Consider the following 19,109-nt stretch of genomic DNA (forward strand, 5'->3'; position numbering starts at 1 on the left):
ATTATCCCACGCTATGTTCGAGGCTGATTGAAAGCAGTTTTTGTGCTTCTACAGCAAACTCAAGGGGTAGTTCTGAAAATACGTCTTTACAAAATCCGTTTACGATCATTGAAATAGCGTCATCTTCGCTGATGCCGCGTTGCACACAGTAAAAGAGCTGATCTTCACCAATTCTTGATGTCGTGGCTTCGTGTTCAACTTGTGCTGAAGGATTTTTTACTTCGATGTAAGGGAAGGTGTGAGCACCACAATCTGTACCAATCAACATGGAATCACATTGTGTGAAGTTTCTTGCGCCTTCTGCTGTGGGTAAGATTTTTACCAAGCCTCGGTAACTGTTTTCGCTCTTAGCTGCCGAGATCCCTTTAGAGATGATAGTCGAACGGGTGTGCTTACCAATATGTATCATCTTGGTACCAGTATCGGCTTGTTGGCTCCCGTTTGTTAATGCAACTGAGAAGAACTCACCAACGGAGTAGTCACCTTTAAGAATGACGCTTGGATATTTCCAGGTAATAGCGGAGCCAGTCTCAGACTGAGTCCATGACATCTTGCTGTTTCGACCTTCACAAACCGCTCGCTTAGTGACAAAGTTTAAGATGCCACCTTGGCTATCTTCTTCTCCAGAGAACCAGTTTTGTACGGTTGAATATTTCACTTCAGCGCGGTCATGGATGATCACTTCTACTACTGCGGCGTGCAGCTGGTAGGTGTCGCGCATTGGTGCAGAGCAGCCTTCTATATAGCTGACATAGGCATCTTCATCGGCAATTAAAATGGTACGCTCGAACTGGCCTGTTTTGGCTTGGTTGATTCGAAAGTAAGTCGATAGTTCTCTCGGACAACGTACCCCTTTAGGAATGTAAACAAAGGTACCATCAGAGGCGACGGCTGCGTTTAACGCAGCAAAAAAGTTATCTTCTGGTGGTACGACTGTCCCCAAATATTGTTGGACGAGTTCTGGGTGTTCTTGAATCGCTTCACTGAACGAACAGAAAATAATGCCGAGCTCTTTTAGCTCATTCTTGTAGGTGGTTGTGACTGAAACAGAGTCAAAAATGGCATCAACTGCAACTTCAGCCCCTTCACGAACTGGAACACCTAACTGCTCGAATGCGGTTTCAACTTCTTTGGTCAGGTATTCATTTGATCCGTCATCATCACAGTCAGAATCACAACTGGCGCAGCTTGGTGCTGAGTAATAGCTGTAGTCTTGATAATCGAGATTAGGGTAGTCCGCTTTGAGCCAGTGTGGCTCCTCCATTTGTTGCCATTTCCTAAATGCATCTAGCCTAAACTGAAGCATCCAAGCAGGCTCATTGCGTTTGGCTGAAATAGCTTTAACAACTTGTTCGTTTATCCCCTTTGATAGCGTGTCGGAGGAAAGCTGCGTGTAGAAACCCTCCTTATAGTGACTGGTTTGGAAGAGTTCTTCTACTTCAGGCTGTGTCTCAACTGCACACATGATTAAACTCCAAAGCTTTCACCACATCCGCAAAGATTTTTTACGTTGGGGTTGTTGTAAACAAAAGTGCTGTTTAAGCCCTGACGGACGAAATCGAGTTCTGTGCCGTCTAACATTGGCATCGCGGACAGAGAGACATAAAAAGCCGTGCCGTGTGACTCAAATCGCAAATCTTCACTAGAAATCTCTTCTACCAGCTTCACTTCATAGGCAAAACCAGTGCATCCAGACGGTCTAACACTGAGGTAAAAGTGATGCCCATCTTGCGTCAAAAGCGCAACTCTTTTGGCTGCGTTCTCGGTCAGCGTGACACCTTGCCACTCCATGTCATGAATAGATATTTGAGTGGAATTTGAACTTGGAATACTCATTACAAAGTTCCTTTTGTTCTTAAATTCACGAGAATGATATTGATTATCATTTCATTATCAACCATGAATTTAGTGTGGAGAATGCTAGTCTGCACTACATATTGACAAAGTAAGATCTAGCAATACTATATATGGATGTAATTGATAATGGTTATCATTACAAAAATTAACAAAAGGTAATCAAATATGGATATCATCGTATACTCTAAGCCCCAGTGTGTTCAGTGCACCGCTACGGTTCGAGCGCTACAAGCGAAGGGTATTGCTCATAGAGTTGTAGATCTAACATTAGATGACTCGGCGATGGAGTCGGTGCAATCAATGGGCTATAGGCAGGCCCCTGTCGTCGTTGCAGGTGAGCGTCATTGGTCTGGTTTTCGCCCAGATATGATCAGCCAGATCGCGTAATGATTGTTTATTATTCCAGCGCTTCGGGTAATACCCAGAGATTTGTTGAGAGGTTAGACGTTGAAGCGATTCGACTTCCTATCAGCGAAGACGAGCCCACCCTGCTTATCGGTCAGCCTTTTGTTTTGATATGCCCGACATATGCTGACGGGGAAGGGCGTGGTGCCGTACCAAAATCCGTGATCAAAGTACTCAATCAAGCTGAAAACCGTGCTCACCTCAAGGGTGTCATTGCTTCTGGTAATCGAAATTTTGGCGAGTTGTTTGCTCAGGCTGGAAAAATAATTGCGAATAAATGCCATGTCCCAGTGCTTTATCGCTTCGAACTTTCGGGAACCCAGCACGATGTCCAAGCCGTGCAGCAGGGATTAGAACAATTTTGGAAACACCATGGATAACCAATTCAGCACCGAGCCGTTGGATTACCACGCGCTCAATGCCATGCTTAATTTACTTGATGATCAAGGCAGTATTCAGTTTGATGCTGACCGACAGGCCGCCCGTCAATTCTTTTTACAACACGTCAACCAGAACACCGTTTTCTTCCACAATCTAGGTGAGAAACTGGATTACCTCGTCAACGAGGGCTATTACGAAAAAGAAGTTTTACAACAATACGATAGAGATTTCTTGCAGCAAATATGGGATAGCGCTTATCAAGTTAAATTCCGCTTCAGAACATTTCTTGGCGCTTACAAATTCTTTACTTCTTATGCACTGAAAACGCGCGATGGAAAACGTTATTTAGAGCGTTTTGAAGATCGTGTTGTGATGACAGCGCTGACACTTGCTCGGGGTGACAAAGAATTCGCTCTCGATCTCATGCAAGAGATCATTTCTCAGCGTTTTCAGCCAGCGACTCCTACTTTTATCAATTCGGGTAAGAAGAGTCGTGGCGAGTTGATTTCCTGCTTTTTACTGCGCATCGAAGACAATATGGAGAGCATCGGCAGGGCGATTAACTCTTCATTACAACTGTCCCGCCGAGGGGGAGGCGTTGCACTTTTATTGAGTAACCTGCGCGAGCAAGGGGCTCCGATCAAAGGCATTCTTAATCAAAGTTCCGGTGTTGTGCCTGTTATGAAGTTGCTAGAAGATAGCTTCTCTTATGCTAATCAGCTCGGGGCTCGCCAAGGTGCTGGGGCTGTGTATTTGAATGTGCACCATCCCGACATTATGCAGTTTCTGGACACCAAAAGAGAAAATGCAGACGAGAAAATCCGTATCAAAACGCTAAGTCTAGGCGTTGTGATCCCGGATATTACCCTAGAGTTAGCCAAACAGAACAAAGATATGTATTTGTTCTCACCACATGATGTCGAGCGTGTCTATGGTATGCCTTTCTCTGAAATTAGCGTGAGCGAGAAATACCATGAAATGGTCGACGATCCTCGCATCCGCAAGAGCAAAATTCCTGCGCGAGGCTTATTCCAAACGCTGGCCGAAATTCAGTTCGAATCTGGTTACCCTTACATCATGTTTGAGGATACGGTAAACGCGGCAAACCCGATTGAGGGACGTATTAACATGTCGAATCTTTGTTCCGAGATTTTGCAAGTTAACGACGCTTCTCACTTTAATGATGATTTGAGTTACCAGCATTTAGGGCGAGACATCTCCTGCAACTTAGGTTCGGTTAATATTGCTAAAGCGCTAGATGGTGGGCAATTAGCTCATACGGTAGAGGTTTCAATTCGGGCACTCAATGCCGTTTCTGAAATGAGTGCGATAGACAGTGTGCCGTCGATACGCAGAGGGAATGATGAAAGCCATGCTATCGGTTTAGGTCAGATGAACCTGCACGGATTTCTAGCTAGAGAGCAGATTCATTATGACAGCGAAGAGGCGATCGACTTTACCAGTGCTTACTTTGCCGCCACTCTGTTCCATTGTTTAACGGCTTCGAACAAGTTGGCTCAAGAGAAACAGCAAGTATTTGTTGGCTTCGAACAATCTCAATACGCCAACGGTGAGTTTTTCACCAAGTATATGCAGAAAGACTATTCACCTAAGACGGATACCGTCAGAGAGGTGCTTGAGCGACTCGATATGCGCGTGCCTACCGTTGAAGAATGGCAGCAACTGCAATCCAAGGTTGTTGAGTTTGGATTGTACAATCGTAACCTTCAAGCGATTCCACCAACAGGGTCAATCAGTTACATCAACGATGCGACGGCTTCTATTCACCCGGTGACAGCGAAAGTTGAGATTCGTAAAGAGGGCAAGATTGGGCGCGTTTATTTCCCGGCACCATACCTCAATAACCAAAACCTTGAGTACTTCAAAGATGCTTATGAGATTGGTCCTAAAGCCATTATTGATGTTTACGCTGCAGCAACAGAGCATGTCGATCAGGGCTTGTCCTTGACGCTCTTCTTCAGTGATGAAGTCACGACTCGTGATATCAATAAAGCGCAAATTTATGCGTGGACGAAGAAGATCAAAACGCTTTACTACATACGTATGCGCCAAAAAGCGCTCGAAGGTACGCAAGTTGAAGGTTGCGTCTCTTGCTCTCTGTAAACAAGGAATCACCATGAGTACTACATACGCTGAACCGGTTCGCGCTATCAACTGGAACCGAATGCAAGATGATAAAGACCTTGAAATATGGAACCGATTAACGGTTAACTTTTGGCTTCCAGAAAAAGTGCCTTTATCCAATGATATTCAGACGTGGAAACAACTGACTGAAGAAGAGCAGACATTAACAATTCGAGTTTTTACTGGCCTAACCTTGCTCGATACGATTCAGAATACGGTGGGTGCCCCAGCATTAATGGCAGATGCCAGAACGCCCCATGAAGAAGCCGTGTTAACGAATATTGCCTTTATGGAAGCTGTTCATGCGCGTAGCTATTCGTCTGTCTTCTCGACCTTGTGTACTACGCCACAGATCGACGAAGCTTTTCGTTGGGCTGAAGAGAATCCGTTACTGCAAAAGAAAGCTCAATTAGTGCTTGAAGACTATCTGGCTGAAGGCGATCCACTGAAGAAAAAAGTGGCGAGTGTATTTCTTGAGAGCTTTTTGTTCTATTCCGGTTTTTATCTACCGATGCACTGGTCGAGCCGAGCGAAGTTGACCAATACAGCGGATTTGATTCGCCTGATCATTCGTGATGAAGCGATTCACGGCTACTACATTGGTTATAAATTCGAGTTAGCGTTTAACGAACTGACGGAACAAGAGCAAGCTAAGGTCAAAGACGAAACCTATTCCTTTATGTTCTCTTTGTACGAAATTGAAAGCCAGTATACAGAGTCACTGTATGACCAAGTTGGTTTAACAGAAGACGTAAAACACTTTCTACACTACAACGCGAATAAGGCTTTGATGAACCTCGGATTTGAACCTCTATTCCCTGATGAGTTATGTCAGGTTAATCCTGCCATTATGGCTGCGTTGTCGCCAAATGCAGACGAGAACCATGACTTCTTCTCCGGTTCTGGCTCGTCTTACGTAATAGGCAAAGCTGTCGCTACTGAAGACGAAGATTGGGATTTTTAAGGCCTAAACTCAGTTTCGATTCTTGCTTTTATACGCTGTTCTCCCTGCCCAATTTATGGCTATTTGCCGTATCTTGGGCTAGTTACAGTGGCAACTGTATAGACTTTGTTCTTTTCTTAATAGGTAGCAATGAAAAAGGTGGACTTTATATAGTCGTTGATACATTCTGCCACTCCATTTTATTCACCCTAAACAATGAGACGAAGTGCCTGCTGACATGATAATCAGCCTCCCGTATCTCATTAAAGCAGTAAGGAGTTCAACTTGAACCTATTTGTAAGAGATCTCACCGTTATCGATTCTTCATATATCTGTGAACAGAGAGGAGTCGTCGGAGACAGCTGGATAGTTGATGTCATCATGTCTGGTGAGCTTAATGAAATGAGTATGGTGTTGGATTTCGGTAGGGTGAAGAAGCAAATCAAACAACTCGTTGATGAGTTTGTCGATCATCGTTTGCTTATCCCAGTGCAAAACGCGGCTATCGTTTTCAAACCAAGTAAAAGGGGTTACTCCACACTTGACGTTCTGCGTGGTGAGAAGAGTATCCACCTAAACTGCCCGAATGAAGCGTATTGCTTGATTGATGCTGAAGCCGTCGCCATCGAGAGCATTACTAAACACGTATACCAGATTCTGCGAAACAACCTGCCTAGCAATGTGACAGGGCTGGAAATTACCCTGCGTCATGAGAATATTGCAGGTGCCTTCTACCATTACACGCATGGTTTGAAAAAGCACGATGGTAACTGCCAACGTATCGCACACGGACACCGTTCACCAATCGAAATTATTGTCGATGGGGAACGAGACAACGACAAAGAAGTGGCTTTTGCCAAACGCTGGGAAGATATCTATTTAGGTTCAAAGGAAGACCAGGTTTCTGTTTCAACGCTGAATCTAAGCGAAGGTGCTAAGGCAATTTCCGACGAAAGCCATTATGGTTTCCGATACACAGCGCCGCAGGGTGAGTTTGAACTTGCAATTGCCAAAAGTGAAACTGAAATTTTGCCAACTGATACGACTGTTGAGCTATTAGCGGGTTACATTGCTGATGAAGTAAAGCCAACGGTTGCAGAGGGTCAATCATTACAAGTCATCGCTTATGAAGGTGTAGGTAAAGGGGCGATGGCTTTTCGATAAAATCTTGAACTAGCGTTGATACTTTTTGCTGGTGACGGACGTATCATCACTTTTGGTCTTTAAAATACATGGAGTAGTAGCGCAATGAGTAATAAAGCAGTTACAGAGACCTCGGCACGCATTTTTGATCTGAATGACCTTGCGAAAGCCGCAGATTATTCATTGTTGGATACGCTTGTACCAGATCCAGATGCAACGGAAGATGGTCAAGACTTTTATCCAAGACAGGTCTTTTCTGGGCATTATGTTCCAGTGATGCCAACACCGATTGCAGAGCCTGTTTATGTTGCTCATAGCCAACAATTTTTTCGAGAGTTAGGTCTTGATGATCGTTTAGCTAAAACTGAAGCGTTCAAGCAACTGTTCTCTGGAGACGTAACTAACGTGCCTGCACCGATGAGAACGACAGGGTGGGCGACGGGTTATGCGCTTTCTATATTTGGCAATGAATACATAGATCAGTGTCCTTTCAAAACGGGGAACGGTTATGGCGATGGTCGCGCTGTATCGGTTTTCGAAGGGGTATTGAACGGCAAGCGTTGGGAAATGCAGCTCAAAGGTGGCGGCCCAACACCGTATTGCCGCGGAGCTGATGGTAGAGCGGTATTGCGTTCAAGCGTTCGTGAGTTTTTAGCGCAAGAGTATATGAATGCTTTAGGGATCCCAACATCACGTTCTTTGAGCCTATTTGCTTCCCAAACGGAAACGGTTGATCGCCCTTGGTACAGTGAAGGTTCGCGGTCAGAGAATCCAGATATTATGATCGCTAATCCGGTTGCTATCTCGACTCGGGTTGCGCCTTCATTTTTGCGGGTAGGGCAACTAGAGCTATTTAGCCGCAGAGCACGTGTGAACGAGCATCCGAACGCGTTGGTTGAGCTAGAGATGATGGTGTTGCATATCATCGAAAGAGAGTACAAACAGCAAATTGACTCCAGCTTACCATTGGCTGAAAAAATACTGATTCTAGCGACTGAGTTTAGAGACAGGCTTACTTCTCTAATCGCTAACTGGCTACGTGTCGGTTACTGTCAGGGTAATTTTAATAGTGATAACTGCTCAGTGGGCGGATTTACCCTAGACTATGGGCCTTTCGGATTCTGCGAGTACTTTGAACCATTTTTCCAACCTTGGACTGGTGGTGGTCATCATTTCGCCTTTCTTAACCAATCTCAGGCCGCCGAGAAGAATTTCGAGACATTCTGTGGTGCCTTAAAGCCTCTATTGCAATCTGAACCGGATGCGTTAGAAAAGTTGGAACAGATTGTTGAAGGTTTTTCTTCAGTTATGCAGGCGAAAGCGAGTCAGATGTGGGCATCTAAGCTTGGTTTAGAGGAACTAAACAGCGACCTATTTAACCAACTGCTTGCTTTGATGATCAAAAGCCACGTTGACTACACTATTTTCTTCCGCGAACTTTCTAAGATTCCAACAGAGGTGTCTGATTTGTCAGCAAGCTTTTATGCGCAATTAAGTGAGGAGTTAGAACTGGCGTGGAATCAGTGGCTTAAATCTTGGCGAGAGTTACTGAGCTCGGCCGGGGAGAAAAGTCTTGAGGATGTTTCGTGCCAAATGAAACAGGTGAACCCTAAGTATACTTGGCGAGAGTGGTTGATTGTTCCGGCTTATGAACAAGCGCAGAAAGGGGACTTTAGTCTAATCCATGAGCTGCAAAGCATTTTGGCTAACCCTTACGACGAGCAATCTGAAGAGGTTGAAGCAAAATACTATCAGCTCAGACCAATGGAGTATTTTGCCGCTGGTGGTGTGTCTCATTACAGCTGTTCTTCGTAGTTATCGATCATAGCGCCAGCTATCGCTTCACTGGCGCTGTCATGACTTTTTACTTAGAGAAGTTATGAGACTTTTTACTGGCTGGACTATTGGTCATCTTGGCAAGCAGCCGAGCTATTTGCTCACGCATTTCTCGTCTATCAACAATCATATCTAGAGCGCCGTGTTCTAGAAGAAACTCACTGCGTTGGAAGCCATCAGGCAGTTTCTCTCTAACCGTTTGTTCAATGACACGACGACCAGCAAAACCGATTCGTGCATTTGGCTCGCCGATATTAATATCGCCCAGCATCGCTAGGCTTGCTGAAACACCACCGAAAGTTTGATCAGTGAGCACAGAAATATAAGGTAGCCCCTTTTGAGCTAAGCGATCTAATGCGGCACTTGTTTTGGACATTTGCATTAAGGCCATCAAAGATTCTTGCATTCTAGCCCCTCCGCAAGCAGAAAAGCATACGAGCCCACAACGAGCATTGATGGCCTCCTCAATAGCGCGAACAAAGCGTGCTCCCGTTACACAGCCCATTGAGCCAGCCATAAAATTAAACTCGAAAGCACAGGCAACAACCGGCAAACCAACAAGAGTGCCTTTCATCGCGATCAACGAATCGTTTTCTCCCGTCTCTCTTTGCGCAAGGTCGATACGCTCTTTGTAGCGTTTACGATCTTTAAAACTGAGTATGTCTTTCGGTTCTAGTTCAACTCCAATTTCAGTGCTGCTCCCATTATCTAGAAATGTTTCTAATCTTCGTCGGGCGCTCATCCTCATGTGATGATGACACTTAGGGCAGACGTCCAAATTAGATTCTAGCGCTAAGTGGTAGAGAATCTGTTCGCACTCAGGGCACTTTTTCCAAACACCTTCTGGAATCGATGCTTTTTGCGCACCGATAATGCGTTTCTTATCGAGCAGCTTATCTAACCAGTTCATAACCCATCTTATTAAGTATTAATCAAACTCGTATTGTATAAGCCCAAATATGGTAATAAAGTGGCTTATTTGGGATGGTAAATCCAACAAATTGGGATTAATGGTGTTTGGGGATATTGATCAGAAATGGCTAAAGAGCTTTCACTGTGTATATGAGAGCAATAGTTTCAAAAAAGCTGCTGAGTTTTTGGACTTACCAACATCAAATGTCAGCCGCCATATTGCTTTGCTTGAGGAAAAGCTCGCCACTCGTTTGTTTGACAGAACGACACGTCGAATTTTTCCTACCGAAGCGGGAGAAGCTCTCTACCTACGAACTCAACCACTCTTGGAGAAGTTGAACGATGCTTTAATCGAGGTCATGCAAACGTCCAATGATATTGTGGGTGAGCTGAGAGTCTTAATGCCAGATTCGCCAATTTTATCTCAGGTGGTGGCATCGTTTTGTGCAGAGCATTCGGCTATTTCACTATGCTGCGACACGAGCGTCAGCCCAAAAGAAGACTTACTTGATGGTTTTGATGTTGTGTTAACTTTCAATCGAGGAAAGCTAACAGACAGCAACTGGATAGCAAAAGAGATTGAACGCTGGTCAAGTGTTGTTGTTGCTTCGCCCAAGCTGTTACAAACTTGCACGAGGCCTTATCACATCACGGACTTAAAACATGTGCCATGTATCAGCAGCTTATCGGCACTTAACGGAACACCATGGACTTTCAAAAAGGGTGACGGTGACTTGTTAACGCAAAAAGTACAATCATCATTTAAGGTAAATAGTGGCAATCTCGCTAAAGCAGGGGCGTTATCTGGATTGGGTTTCGCGATACTCGCAGAAGAGTCTTGCACGAGCGAGATCGAGTCAGGAGCGCTTGAAATAGTCGAGCTAGAATACGAACCTGAAGACCTTGTGTTGTATGCATTCTACGCGTCTAGAAAACATGTCGCCAAAAAGATACCTGCGTTTATAGAGTATTTGCAACAACAAGCCAGAGGGTCGGAGTAAGCGGGGTTTTGAAGGCTCAAAAACGGTGAAACCCCGATGTTGGTAGCATCGGGGTTTCGAATTTTTAGATGTCTCGGATGGTAAGGCCGATAATCTTTATGCAAAAGGCTGGATTTAATCCGAATTAATTCCTTGGTAGGGAATTAGATGCGGATGAAGTCCATGTGCTCAACTTTTGGCTTGTAAGCGTGACGTTGAACGTCTTGTGGCTTAACTTTAACTTCAGCGCCGTCGATCACTAGAACGATACCTTCGTAGAACTCAGGCTTGTCCATTTGGTTAACAACGTCATCGTGGTTAAGAACGATAGATACTGCTGCTTCTTCACCGCCGTATACAACTGCAGGGAATTTACCAGCGTGACGTAGGCGGCGGCTCGCACCTTTACCTAGTTCAGTACGTACTACTGCTTCAAATTTCATAGTATTACTCTCAAAAATTAAGATATTCATGTTCACACCAACAATGCGACCTTGTTAAGTGTGCTAAACGCTGAAAAGAAATTGGTAGTAACTCTTCAAGCGAGCGCGGATACTATCACTCAATCGTTTTTCTAGCAACTCAAAATCATCTAAATCAGCGATTTTAAGAGCAATTATAATCAACCGGTTAAGATTGATTCAGCCAAGTCAAAATCAAGGTTCAAATTGTGCTCAAATCGTATGAACCGAATCTGAATAGAAACCTCACTATTGGTTAAGCCTTACGACCTTATTCTGTATCTCAAGTTAACAAAACAACGTTATTCATTGAGAGAGGAACACACTATGGGACCAATAAGTATTGTAGTTATTACGCTAAACGAAGAGAAGCGCATCGGTCGATTAATGGAAGATCTTAGTAAGCAGACTCACAAAGAGTTTGAAGTGATCCTTGTCGATTCAAACAGTGATGACGCAACGCGTGATGTTGCCGCCGCGTATGAGGCATCACTGCCAGCCCTTACTATCCACAAAATGGAAACAAGAGGTGTCAGCTTAGGCCGCAATACCGGAGCAAACCTAGCGAAGCACGAGCGTCTACTATTCCTTGATGCCGATGTTCAATTATCGCCAAACTTTCTTGCAAACGCATTAAGCCAGTTAGAAGAAAAGCAACTTGAAGTGGCGGGCGTATACATGGGTGCAAAAGATCTCGCACTGGTACATAAGCTTGGCTACGGCATGTTCAACTTGGGTTTATTCGTCACTCAGTTTGTCTTTCCTACCGCAGTCGGTGCGTGCATTTTCTCATCCAAGCGCGTACATCAACAGTTGAACGGCTTCGATGAACAAATCGTACTTTGTGAAGATTGCGACTATGTGAAACGCGCGAGCAAAACATGGCGATTCCGTTTCTTGCCGTTGACGTTTGGTTTTGACCCTAGACGTTTAGAAGAAGAAGGCGCTTTCAAAATGGGAGCGACCTATCTGAAAGCAAATGTGCGACGTTTCTTTTTTGGCGAAATGCGAAATAACGAAATGGAATACAAGTTCGGTCACTACAAAGAGCAGCAATAACCGAGTAACCCAATATGTTTGAAGGATTCAGCTTATTTGTCGGGGCCTTGCTAGATGCGTTGATTGGCCCCAACTTGTTTGTACCGGGCGAGCCGTTCTTGCTCGCTGCAGGGTATCAACTCCAGCAAGGCATTATTACCGGAGTGATTGCGGTTTTACTCGGTGGTTTTATCGGTGATCAAGTGAGCTACTTTATCGGTCGAAGGCTAGGTAATCCCGCCCAGAGAAAACTGATTCGCTGGCAATCCAAAACACGCCGCCCAATTGCAAGATGTCGACACTTGATGGCTAAAAAAGGTAACTATGTGCTAGCGTTTGCGCGTTTGCTTGGGCCCATCGCTTGGGTTGTGCCGTTTATTGCAGGCTCGCAAAAAATCAGTTGGGCACGATTTAGCCTGTATTCCACCATTGGTTTGTTTCTCGGGGTCGGTCAGTTTGTTGCTTGGGGCTATTTACTTGGTTATGGAATAGATCACTTCCCAATACTCAACGAAGCTAAAGTTTTTTTAGTTGAACACAAGGCTATCTTAATCGCTGTTGGAGCGAGTATCGGCTTCTATCTTATCGGTAGAAAACTGCGTTGGCGTTTAATGTTTACCAAGTTCACTGCGTTCTTGTTGGCATCGGTGTTGTACGCTAACTACGCCCATTTCTTTTTCTATTCCGACGATTTTGCGAATAAAGTGAGTGTGTCTGAACAGAAAGCTGGGAATGAGTTTGTCACAATAGGTGAGCTGCCTCTCAAGGCGTATCCGGGGAAATCAGCCGTATTTGATGCTCAGGTTATTAACGTTGCGTATGTTGGTGAAGACCCGCGGACCTTAATGGCCGAGTTAGGTTGGATTGAGAACAAAACCTTCTCTAGAAATGATTTAGAGATAAGTGACTACGTTGAACTGCTTAAGCTGAACACTCCGCCAGTTTCTGATCTGTTCTGGAATGGTGTGCCGCAAGAGTTAGCATTTCAGCTACCGGGCAATTTATTAAAACGCAGTCATATCCGCTGGTGGCAGGCTGGAGTGGATTCAAACACAAACCAAAACCTATGGGTAGGGGCGCTAAGCTACGATGATGGTCTTCAGATAACACCATATTCTGGTATTGTTACGATTCTGCACAGCATTGACCCTAATGTCGACCTTGAGCGAGACAAGCTTGCTGAACAAGTCATAAGTACGACAGACGATGTATCCATAGATATGGCCGCGTATCACCCCCCAACCATTTTAGACGGGGAACATGACTACTATACCGATGGTCGAGTACTGGTTATTAAGAGTGAGCTAGCTTCTCGGTCAGAAATATAATTATTGCCTACCAGCCAGATGAGCCTTGGTGAGTATAGAATTTTGAACTCAGAGCCCAGCATTACGCTGGGCTCTTCCATTTTATGAATTTTAAGATATGGTTAAGGTAATAATATAAAGAATTCAGATTATTACCTATGTTGTTGATAAACAATAAATACATTCTTAACGCTTTAACGGGGACGTTAGAAGAGCGAGACAGTGGTATTAAAGTCGCGCTTGGCAGTAACGAAGTCGCTCTATTGCAGTTTATGATTGAGCACCCTCATAAGCCACTCTCAAAGGCTCAGCTTCTCGATGAAGTCTGGTACAAGAAAGGCGTGGTGGTAGAGGAAAGCAGCTTACTCCATGCGGTATCGACTTGTCGTAAAGCACTAGAAGACCGCGGTGGTGAAATCATTACCACAGTCCGCGGTGTCGGCTATCAGTTTAATGGCCATGTAGAAAGCTACCAACCGCAAGAAATCGATTCTCCGATTATTACCCGAGAGTTGAGCCCCAGCGAACCAAAGCAGCTTAAACGCAATAATACTGCTTACCTAATTGCCTTTACACTTAGCGCAGCAGTCGGTTTTACGGCTTATAGTTGGTTGAGTACACCATGGGTAGAGGCTGATTATCAAGAGAGCCGATATGTTGGCTGCGTTATCCCTCAACCTGGTAGTGATAAGTCACTAGTGATGAACAACGTTCGCGCTTTTACTTCTGAAAACCAAACCATATTGGTCGATCAAGAAGGGAATTCAATCAGCTTTATTCCTTCTGAAGTGGAGGTGGATTGTGAATAAGAAAATTCTAGCGGGTAGTATTGCTTCGGGGTTAATTATTGGCGTGTTGGCTGGCGTAGTAAACTCGCCAACTATCGCTCAAGCGTTGCAAAGTGAGACCAGTCTACTGGTTAAATCGGACGACAATACTCACATCATTAAGATGAAATCGGCAATCAATCTCAAACGTTCTGGTCAGTACGAGATGTTCTTTTTGACGGAGGGAGATGTCGGCTTTAACTCGGCGGGAGAATACCACTTTACCCGCTATGGGCTTTCACTAATGCCAACTACATCTGAACAAGTCCTGCCTTCTTCGCAAAAAGTCTCTCTATTGGAAACGATGTTTTCACAGCGTGGTATGCATTCGTTAGAAGAGCTTAAAATGATTCCCTATTCGCAGGAACAGATGATTTTGGTGGCTCCTAGGTACTCATACTTGTTTTCAAAGCGCGCTGAATAACGTTATCAATCACTTTTAAATCGCCGTAGTACTTTGCAAGTTACTGCGGCTTTTTTGTATTTAAATCGTTTAAAAACAATAATTTGATATTTATTAAGGTTCGTTAAGGATTAATCATTCTCTGGCTGACAAAACGATAACTTTGTCAGAAAAATCTTAGGTATAACAAGCGACAACTTCCATCAATCAGAGTCGCACTATGAAAAATACTAAGACTTTATCCCTGTCTATTTTCTGTATTGGAACCACTATTATCGGTTCAACTGCTTTTGCAGAGACTATGGAAAGTGTCCCTGTTACCGTCGAGATCGCAAAACAACAAATGACCGCTTCAACTATTGAAGAAGTCGGTAAGCTGAAAGCGACAGACTCCGCCGCATTAACATTTAGTGCTGGCGAAAAATTAAAGCAACTCAATTTCAATGACGGCGATGTTGTTAAGAAAGGGGAGCTCATTGCTCAACTTGATGACTCGCAAGCGAAAGCTGAATTAGACAAAGCAGAAAGCTCGTTGGCGCTCGCTGAATCAAAACTTGCTCGTGTATTAGCGTTATTAAAGAAACAACCAGACTCAATGTCAGCTCAAGATGTTGAAGAGCTAAAGCAGCAAGCAAGTTTGGCAAAAGCGGATTTCAGTCAAAAGAAAACTGACCTACAAAACTACCAACTTGTTGCACCATTTGACGGGCAACTCACTAACTTTACCCATTCAGTAGGCAGCCGCGTTGAAGCTGCAACAGCTTTGGTTAGCCTTATCAAGCTTGATCCGGTTGAAGTGCACTACTCAATCTCTCAGGCAGAAGTCGGCAAAGCGCAACTAGGTCAGCAAGTGTCGGTAAAAGTGGATGCTTATGGTGAAACAGAGTTTACCGGTACGGTTGATTATATAGCTCCATTAGTTGACGAGAACTCAGGTCGAGTCGAGGTCCATGCCCATTTAGATAACAGTGATAACAAACTGGTACCGGGAATGTTTGCAAAGGTTTCACAAAGTGTCGGAGATGCGTCAGATGATGTCGTGGTCTCTCAAACTGCAGTGGATACGTCAGGTGATCAGCGATTTGTTTGGGTAATCGAAAACAACAAAGCAACCAAGCGTTCAGTTGAGCTAGGGCAAAACACCAATGACGGCTACGTTGTGATCGTCTCTGGATTAAATCCTGGAGAGCGTGTTGTTGTCACTGGTCGTCAAAACTTACATCAAGACGTTCAAGTAGCTATTCAGCAAACCAAGTCTCCCGTGACCTTGCCAGCGAGAACCTTACCGGCTCAGCCTGAGAAGAAAGAACAGCAGGTAAAGCCAGTTGCTGAAAAGCCTAACAAAGAAGCAAGCAAAATTGCCGAGCCTAAAGCGGACAAGTCGACGGAGGTAACGAATGAAGCTGCCTGAAATATGTATCAAGCATCCGGTACTGGCTTCGGTGCTAAGTATCGCGATTGTGTTACTTGGTATCGTCTCTTACCAGAAACTGGCTATTCAGTACTTTCCTGAGCGTCAAACGGCCTCTGCAACGGTGAGCGCTTCAATCACAGGAGCGAGCGCTGAGTTCATGTCGCAAAACGTAGCGGAAGAGCTCATTACTGCCGTTACGGGGTTAGACAAAATCAAAACCATGACAACCGACTGCCAAGAGGGAAGTTGTTCGTTAAAGATTCAATTTGAAGACGGCATTAGTGACGTTGAATATGCGAGTTTGATGAACAATCTGCGTAGCAAAGTGGATGGTATCTCTGACTTTCCACCTGCGATGACAGGCAAACCAACGGTAACAGATGATTCATCTGATACTTCAATGCCAAGTAACATCATTACGTTCGTCAATAATGGCTCGATGGACAAACAAGAGATGTTTGACTTCATCAATCAGCAAATCTCGCCACAGTTCAAGAATGTTCTAGGTGTTGGTGGAGTATGGGGGCCTTATGGTGGTTCGAGCCGCGCTATTCGAGTGTGGTTGCAGCCTGAGCGCATGGCAGCATTGAATGTCAGTGCATCCGATGTGGTTGGAACGCTAAGCACCTATAACGCAACTTTTACTGCTGGTACGATTAAAGGCGAAGTGCGTGACTTCTCCATTAACCCAGTCAACCAAGTCACTACCATTGAAGATGTTCGCGACCTTGTACTGCGCGTCGATAACGGAAAGATCATTCGTGTTAGCGACATTGCAGACATTCAAATGGGTGAAGAAAGCCTAGAGCCAAGTATGCTTAACGTCGATGGCGATATGGCGATGTCTCTGCAAGTATTGCCGCTTAAAACTGAAAACCCAGTGACGGTGGCTAACCGTGTTAAAGCGGCAATGGAAACAATGCAGATACCGGAAGGTATTGAGATGAAGATGGTCTACAATCAGGCCGACTTTATCGAAGAAGCGATCGATCAAGGTTTTATGACTTTAGTTGAGGCCATTGTGCTGGTTTCAGCAATTGTCGTGCTCTTCCTTGGCTCGCTGCGTGTAGCGGCGATTCCCCTGATTACCATTCCAGTATGTGTGATCGGTGTATTTGCGGTTATGGCAATGCTTGGTTTCAGCATTAATGTATTAACCATTCTCGCGATCATCCTTGCGATCGGGTTAGTTGTCGACGATGCGATTGTCGTTGTAGAAAACTGTTACCGTCACATTGAAGAGGGATTATCCCCGTTTCAAGCAGCGCTGAAGAGCTGTAAAGAGATCGTATTCCCAGTTATCGCAATGACGTTAACACTCGCGGTTGTATATCTTCCAATTGGTTTAATGTCTGGCTTAACCGCAGATCTGTTCAGGCAGTTTGCTTACACGCTTGCAGCATCTGTGATTATCTCAGGGTTTGTTGCGCTGACGTTATCTCTGATGATGAGCGCGTACATGCTTAAATCAGTGACAACGTCACCTAAGTGGTTCCAGTGGGTTGAAACCAAGTTAGATGCGATGACTGAAAAGTACATGCTGTATCTCAATGCTTGGTTCAAACGTCCGCGTATGGTGCTGGGTGGAACGGCTGCTCTAATTGTTTTATCAGGTGTTGCAGTATGGTTTATGCCAAAGGTTCTTTTGCCGACGGAAGATACAGGCTTTATTGAAGTCTCGTCTCATGGTCCAGCGGGCGCAGGTCGTCTCTATGATCTGGAAAATGCCCAACAGATTAACAACGTGTTCAAAGACAGTGATGCGATTGAAGCAAACCTAGCTTATATCGAGTCAGCGCCAACCAACCATGTTCTACTTAAATCTTGGGAAGAGCGTGACCAAAGTGCTGATGAGATTATTCAAGAGATGATGGCTAAAGCGGGTGAAACGGTTTCAGCCTATTCAACTTCTTTCTCTGTGCGCTCTGCGGATAACCTAGATGTAGCAAGCAATCTCGTTCTTGAATTGACCACAGTTAACCGTGATTTAGATGCGTTATCTGATACAGCAGAGAAAGTAGTAGAGCTGCTAGAAAACTATGAAGGTCTTTCGAATGTAGACAACTCGACACACCGAGATCAGCTACGTTTTGACCTCTCCATTGATCGCAATGCAATTGTGTTGTCAGGAGTAGACTACGGCAATGTTACTAGCGCTATTTCTACATTCCTTGGTTCAGTGAAAGCAGCAGATTTGCAAGCAGAAGATGGTTTTACATACCCAATTCAGGTGCAGGTAAACCGTCAGGCATTAGGTGATTTCAAAGTTCTAGATAAGCTGTACGTAAGCTCTGACTCGGGCCAAAGGTTGCCATTGTCTCAGTTTGTTTCGATTGAGCCAGTGACTGCTGAGTCAAACATTAAGACTTATGGTGGTAAGGATGCAGCAGAAATTACAGCTGATCTAATGCCAGGTTTCAGTGCAAGTGATATTCAGGCTTACATAGATGCCGAGTTACCAAAACTGCTGAAAGTGGGCCAAAACTACGAATACAACGGTGTGGTTAAAGAGCTCAATGAATCTGAAGCAGGAATGCAGATCCTATTTGGCTTGGCACTGGTGTTCATCTTCTTGATTCTGGCTGCGCAGTTTGAAAGCTTTGTCGATCCGCTAATCATCTTAATTACCGTACCGCTATGTTTGGTTGGTGCAGTACTGACATTAAGTGTGTTTGATCATAGCTTAAACCTGTATTCAAAGATTGGATTGTTGACCTTGGTAGGTCTAGTCACTAAGCACGGTATTTTGATTGTCGAGTTTGCCAACATTAAGCGCAAAGAGGGCTACAGTGCGATGACATCGGCTCTGATGAGTGCGAAATCTCGCTTACGCCCAATTCTAATGACTTCACTTACGATGATTATTGGTTCATTGCCACTTGCACTGGCGGATGGCCCAGGTTCTTTAGGACGCACCAACATTGGTTTAGTCTTGGTTGGTGGCTTAACGGTGGGGACTTTCTTCTCGTTATTCATCGTTCCTATGGCGTATGTTGCGTTCGCTAAAGTGACTGAAAAATCGAAACGCTTTGAGCTAGCTACAGAGGGGTAAAGACT

Annotated in this window: 17 protein-coding genes; 13 read left to right on the forward strand and 4 right to left on the reverse strand. The window is 44.6% G+C overall.

The genetic code is table 11. From position 1 onward, the window contains the following. Position 1: 1 nt before the first annotated feature. On the reverse strand, positions 2-1,465 hold the full coding sequence (sufB, locus tag AC5O63_RS10340; RefSeq protein ID WP_494504890.1) for a Fe-S cluster assembly protein SufB: 1,464 nt from the start codon (positions 1,463-1,465) through the stop codon (positions 2-4). 2 nt (positions 1,466-1,467) lie between these two features. Beyond that, on the reverse strand, positions 1,468-1,836 hold the full coding sequence (locus tag AC5O63_RS10345) for an iron-sulfur cluster assembly accessory protein (RefSeq protein WP_494504891.1): 369 nt from the start codon (positions 1,834-1,836) through the stop codon (positions 1,468-1,470). Between the two features lie 186 nt (positions 1,837-2,022). Here AC5O63_RS10345 and nrdH point away from each other — a divergent pair, with 186 nt between their 5' ends. From nrdH to AC5O63_RS10375, 6 genes are all read left to right on the forward strand, one after another. Then, positions 2,023-2,244 (forward strand): glutaredoxin-like protein NrdH, encoded by a 222-nt coding sequence (gene nrdH / locus AC5O63_RS10350; RefSeq protein ID WP_004746201.1) that lies wholly within the window; start codon positions 2,023-2,025, stop codon positions 2,242-2,244. Beyond that, on the forward strand, positions 2,244-2,642 hold the full coding sequence (gene nrdI / locus AC5O63_RS10355) for a class Ib ribonucleoside-diphosphate reductase assembly flavoprotein NrdI (RefSeq protein ID WP_239825661.1): 399 nt from the start codon (positions 2,244-2,246) through the stop codon (positions 2,640-2,642). Before nrdH ends, nrdI begins: the two co-directional genes overlap by 1 nt. Next, the gene (gene nrdE, locus AC5O63_RS10360) at positions 2,635-4,767 is read left to right on the forward strand and encodes a class 1b ribonucleoside-diphosphate reductase subunit alpha (protein WP_494504892.1); all 2,133 of its coding nucleotides are present in this window, start codon (positions 2,635-2,637) and stop codon (positions 4,765-4,767) included. The genes nrdI and nrdE overlap by 8 nt, the downstream gene beginning before the upstream one ends. Positions 4,768-4,780: 13 nt before the next feature. Beyond that, positions 4,781-5,752, forward strand: a complete 972-nt coding sequence (gene nrdF / locus AC5O63_RS10365) for a class 1b ribonucleoside-diphosphate reductase subunit beta (RefSeq protein WP_494504893.1) — start codon at positions 4,781-4,783, stop codon at positions 5,750-5,752. Between the two features lie 264 nt (positions 5,753-6,016). Then, positions 6,017-6,895, forward strand: coding sequence for a 6-pyruvoyl trahydropterin synthase family protein (locus AC5O63_RS10370; RefSeq protein ID WP_494504894.1), 879 nt, complete (start codon positions 6,017-6,019; stop codon positions 6,893-6,895). Positions 6,896-6,979: 84 nt separating this feature from the next. Beyond that, positions 6,980-8,689 (forward strand): protein adenylyltransferase SelO, encoded by a 1,710-nt coding sequence (locus AC5O63_RS10375; protein ID WP_494504895.1) that lies wholly within the window; start codon positions 6,980-6,982, stop codon positions 8,687-8,689. Between the two features lie 49 nt (positions 8,690-8,738). Here AC5O63_RS10375 and accD read toward each other — a convergent pair whose 3' ends face one another. Continuing rightward, a complete protein-coding gene (gene accD / locus AC5O63_RS10380) occupies positions 8,739-9,620 on the reverse strand; it encodes an acetyl-CoA carboxylase, carboxyltransferase subunit beta (RefSeq protein WP_494504896.1) in 882 nt (293 codons plus the stop codon). A 103-nt stretch (positions 9,621-9,723) separates the two neighbouring features. Here accD and AC5O63_RS10385 point away from each other — a divergent pair, with 103 nt between their 5' ends. Then, entirely contained in the window at positions 9,724-10,623 is a 900-nt protein-coding gene (locus tag AC5O63_RS10385) for a LysR family transcriptional regulator (RefSeq protein WP_494505011.1), read from the forward strand. 143 nt (positions 10,624-10,766) lie between these two features. Here AC5O63_RS10385 and rplY read toward each other — a convergent pair whose 3' ends face one another. Then, the gene (gene rplY / locus AC5O63_RS10390) at positions 10,767-11,045 is read right to left on the reverse strand and encodes a 50S ribosomal protein L25 (protein ID WP_004746191.1); all 279 of its coding nucleotides are present in this window, start codon (positions 11,043-11,045) and stop codon (positions 10,767-10,769) included. 345 nt (positions 11,046-11,390) lie between these two features. Between rplY and AC5O63_RS10395 the strand changes: the two genes are divergently transcribed. The 6 genes from AC5O63_RS10395 (at position 11,391) to AC5O63_RS10420 (ending at position 19,104) form a co-directional block, all read left to right on the forward strand. Beyond that, positions 11,391-12,122 carry a glycosyltransferase family 2 protein gene (locus AC5O63_RS10395; protein ID WP_494504897.1) on the forward strand — a complete coding sequence of 244 codons (732 nt, stop codon included), beginning with the start codon at positions 11,391-11,393 and terminating at the stop codon, positions 12,120-12,122. A 14-nt stretch (positions 12,123-12,136) separates the two neighbouring features. Further along, positions 12,137-13,429 carry an LssY C-terminal domain-containing protein gene (locus tag AC5O63_RS10400; RefSeq protein ID WP_494504898.1) on the forward strand — a complete coding sequence of 431 codons (1,293 nt, stop codon included), beginning with the start codon at positions 12,137-12,139 and terminating at the stop codon, positions 13,427-13,429. Positions 13,430-13,566: 137 nt separating this feature from the next. After that, positions 13,567-14,217 (forward strand): winged helix-turn-helix domain-containing protein, encoded by a 651-nt coding sequence (locus AC5O63_RS10405; protein ID WP_494504899.1) that lies wholly within the window; start codon positions 13,567-13,569, stop codon positions 14,215-14,217. Beyond that, positions 14,210-14,659, forward strand: coding sequence for a hypothetical protein (locus AC5O63_RS10410; protein ID WP_494504900.1), 450 nt, complete (start codon positions 14,210-14,212; stop codon positions 14,657-14,659). Before AC5O63_RS10405 ends, AC5O63_RS10410 begins: the two co-directional genes overlap by 8 nt. A gap of 199 nt (positions 14,660-14,858) precedes the next feature. Next, entirely contained in the window at positions 14,859-16,049 is a 1,191-nt protein-coding gene (locus tag AC5O63_RS10415; RefSeq protein WP_486793958.1) for an efflux RND transporter periplasmic adaptor subunit, read from the forward strand. Further along, on the forward strand, positions 16,036-19,104 hold the full coding sequence (locus tag AC5O63_RS10420) for an efflux RND transporter permease subunit (RefSeq protein ID WP_494504901.1): 3,069 nt from the start codon (positions 16,036-16,038) through the stop codon (positions 19,102-19,104). The genes AC5O63_RS10415 and AC5O63_RS10420 overlap by 14 nt, the downstream gene beginning before the upstream one ends. Positions 19,105-19,109: the final 5 nt, after the last annotated feature.

This window comes from Vibrio sp. SCP2 (assembly GCF_059295395.1).

Bases quoted from the DNA above. Each gene is read 5' to 3' on its own strand.
- sufB (WP_494504890.1), bottom strand. From the start codon at position 1,465: ATGTGTGCAGTTGAGACACAGCCTGAAGTAGAAGAACTCTTCCAAACC.
- AC5O63_RS10345 (WP_494504891.1), bottom strand. From the start codon at position 1,836: ATGAGTATTCCAAGTTCAAATTCCACTCAAATATCTATTCATGACATG.
- nrdH (WP_004746201.1), top strand. From the start codon at position 2,023: ATGGATATCATCGTATACTCTAAGCCCCAGTGTGTTCAGTGCACCGCT.
- nrdI (WP_239825661.1), top strand. From the start codon at position 2,244: ATGATTGTTTATTATTCCAGCGCTTCGGGTAATACCCAGAGATTTGTT.
- nrdE (WP_494504892.1), top strand. From the start codon at position 2,635: ATGGATAACCAATTCAGCACCGAGCCGTTGGATTACCACGCGCTCAAT.
- nrdF (WP_494504893.1), top strand. From the start codon at position 4,781: ATGAGTACTACATACGCTGAACCGGTTCGCGCTATCAACTGGAACCGA.
- AC5O63_RS10375 (WP_494504895.1), top strand. From the start codon at position 6,980: ATGAGTAATAAAGCAGTTACAGAGACCTCGGCACGCATTTTTGATCTG.
- accD (WP_494504896.1), bottom strand. From the start codon at position 9,620: ATGAACTGGTTAGATAAGCTGCTCGATAAGAAACGCATTATCGGTGCG.
- rplY (WP_004746191.1), bottom strand. From the start codon at position 11,045: ATGAAATTTGAAGCAGTAGTACGTACTGAACTAGGTAAAGGTGCGAGC.
- AC5O63_RS10395 (WP_494504897.1), top strand. From the start codon at position 11,391: ATGGGACCAATAAGTATTGTAGTTATTACGCTAAACGAAGAGAAGCGC.
- AC5O63_RS10400 (WP_494504898.1), top strand. From the start codon at position 12,137: ATGTTTGAAGGATTCAGCTTATTTGTCGGGGCCTTGCTAGATGCGTTG.
- AC5O63_RS10405 (WP_494504899.1), top strand. From the start codon at position 13,567: ATGTTGTTGATAAACAATAAATACATTCTTAACGCTTTAACGGGGACG.
- AC5O63_RS10415 (WP_486793958.1), top strand. From the start codon at position 14,859: ATGAAAAATACTAAGACTTTATCCCTGTCTATTTTCTGTATTGGAACC.
- AC5O63_RS10420 (WP_494504901.1), top strand. From the start codon at position 16,036: ATGAAGCTGCCTGAAATATGTATCAAGCATCCGGTACTGGCTTCGGTG.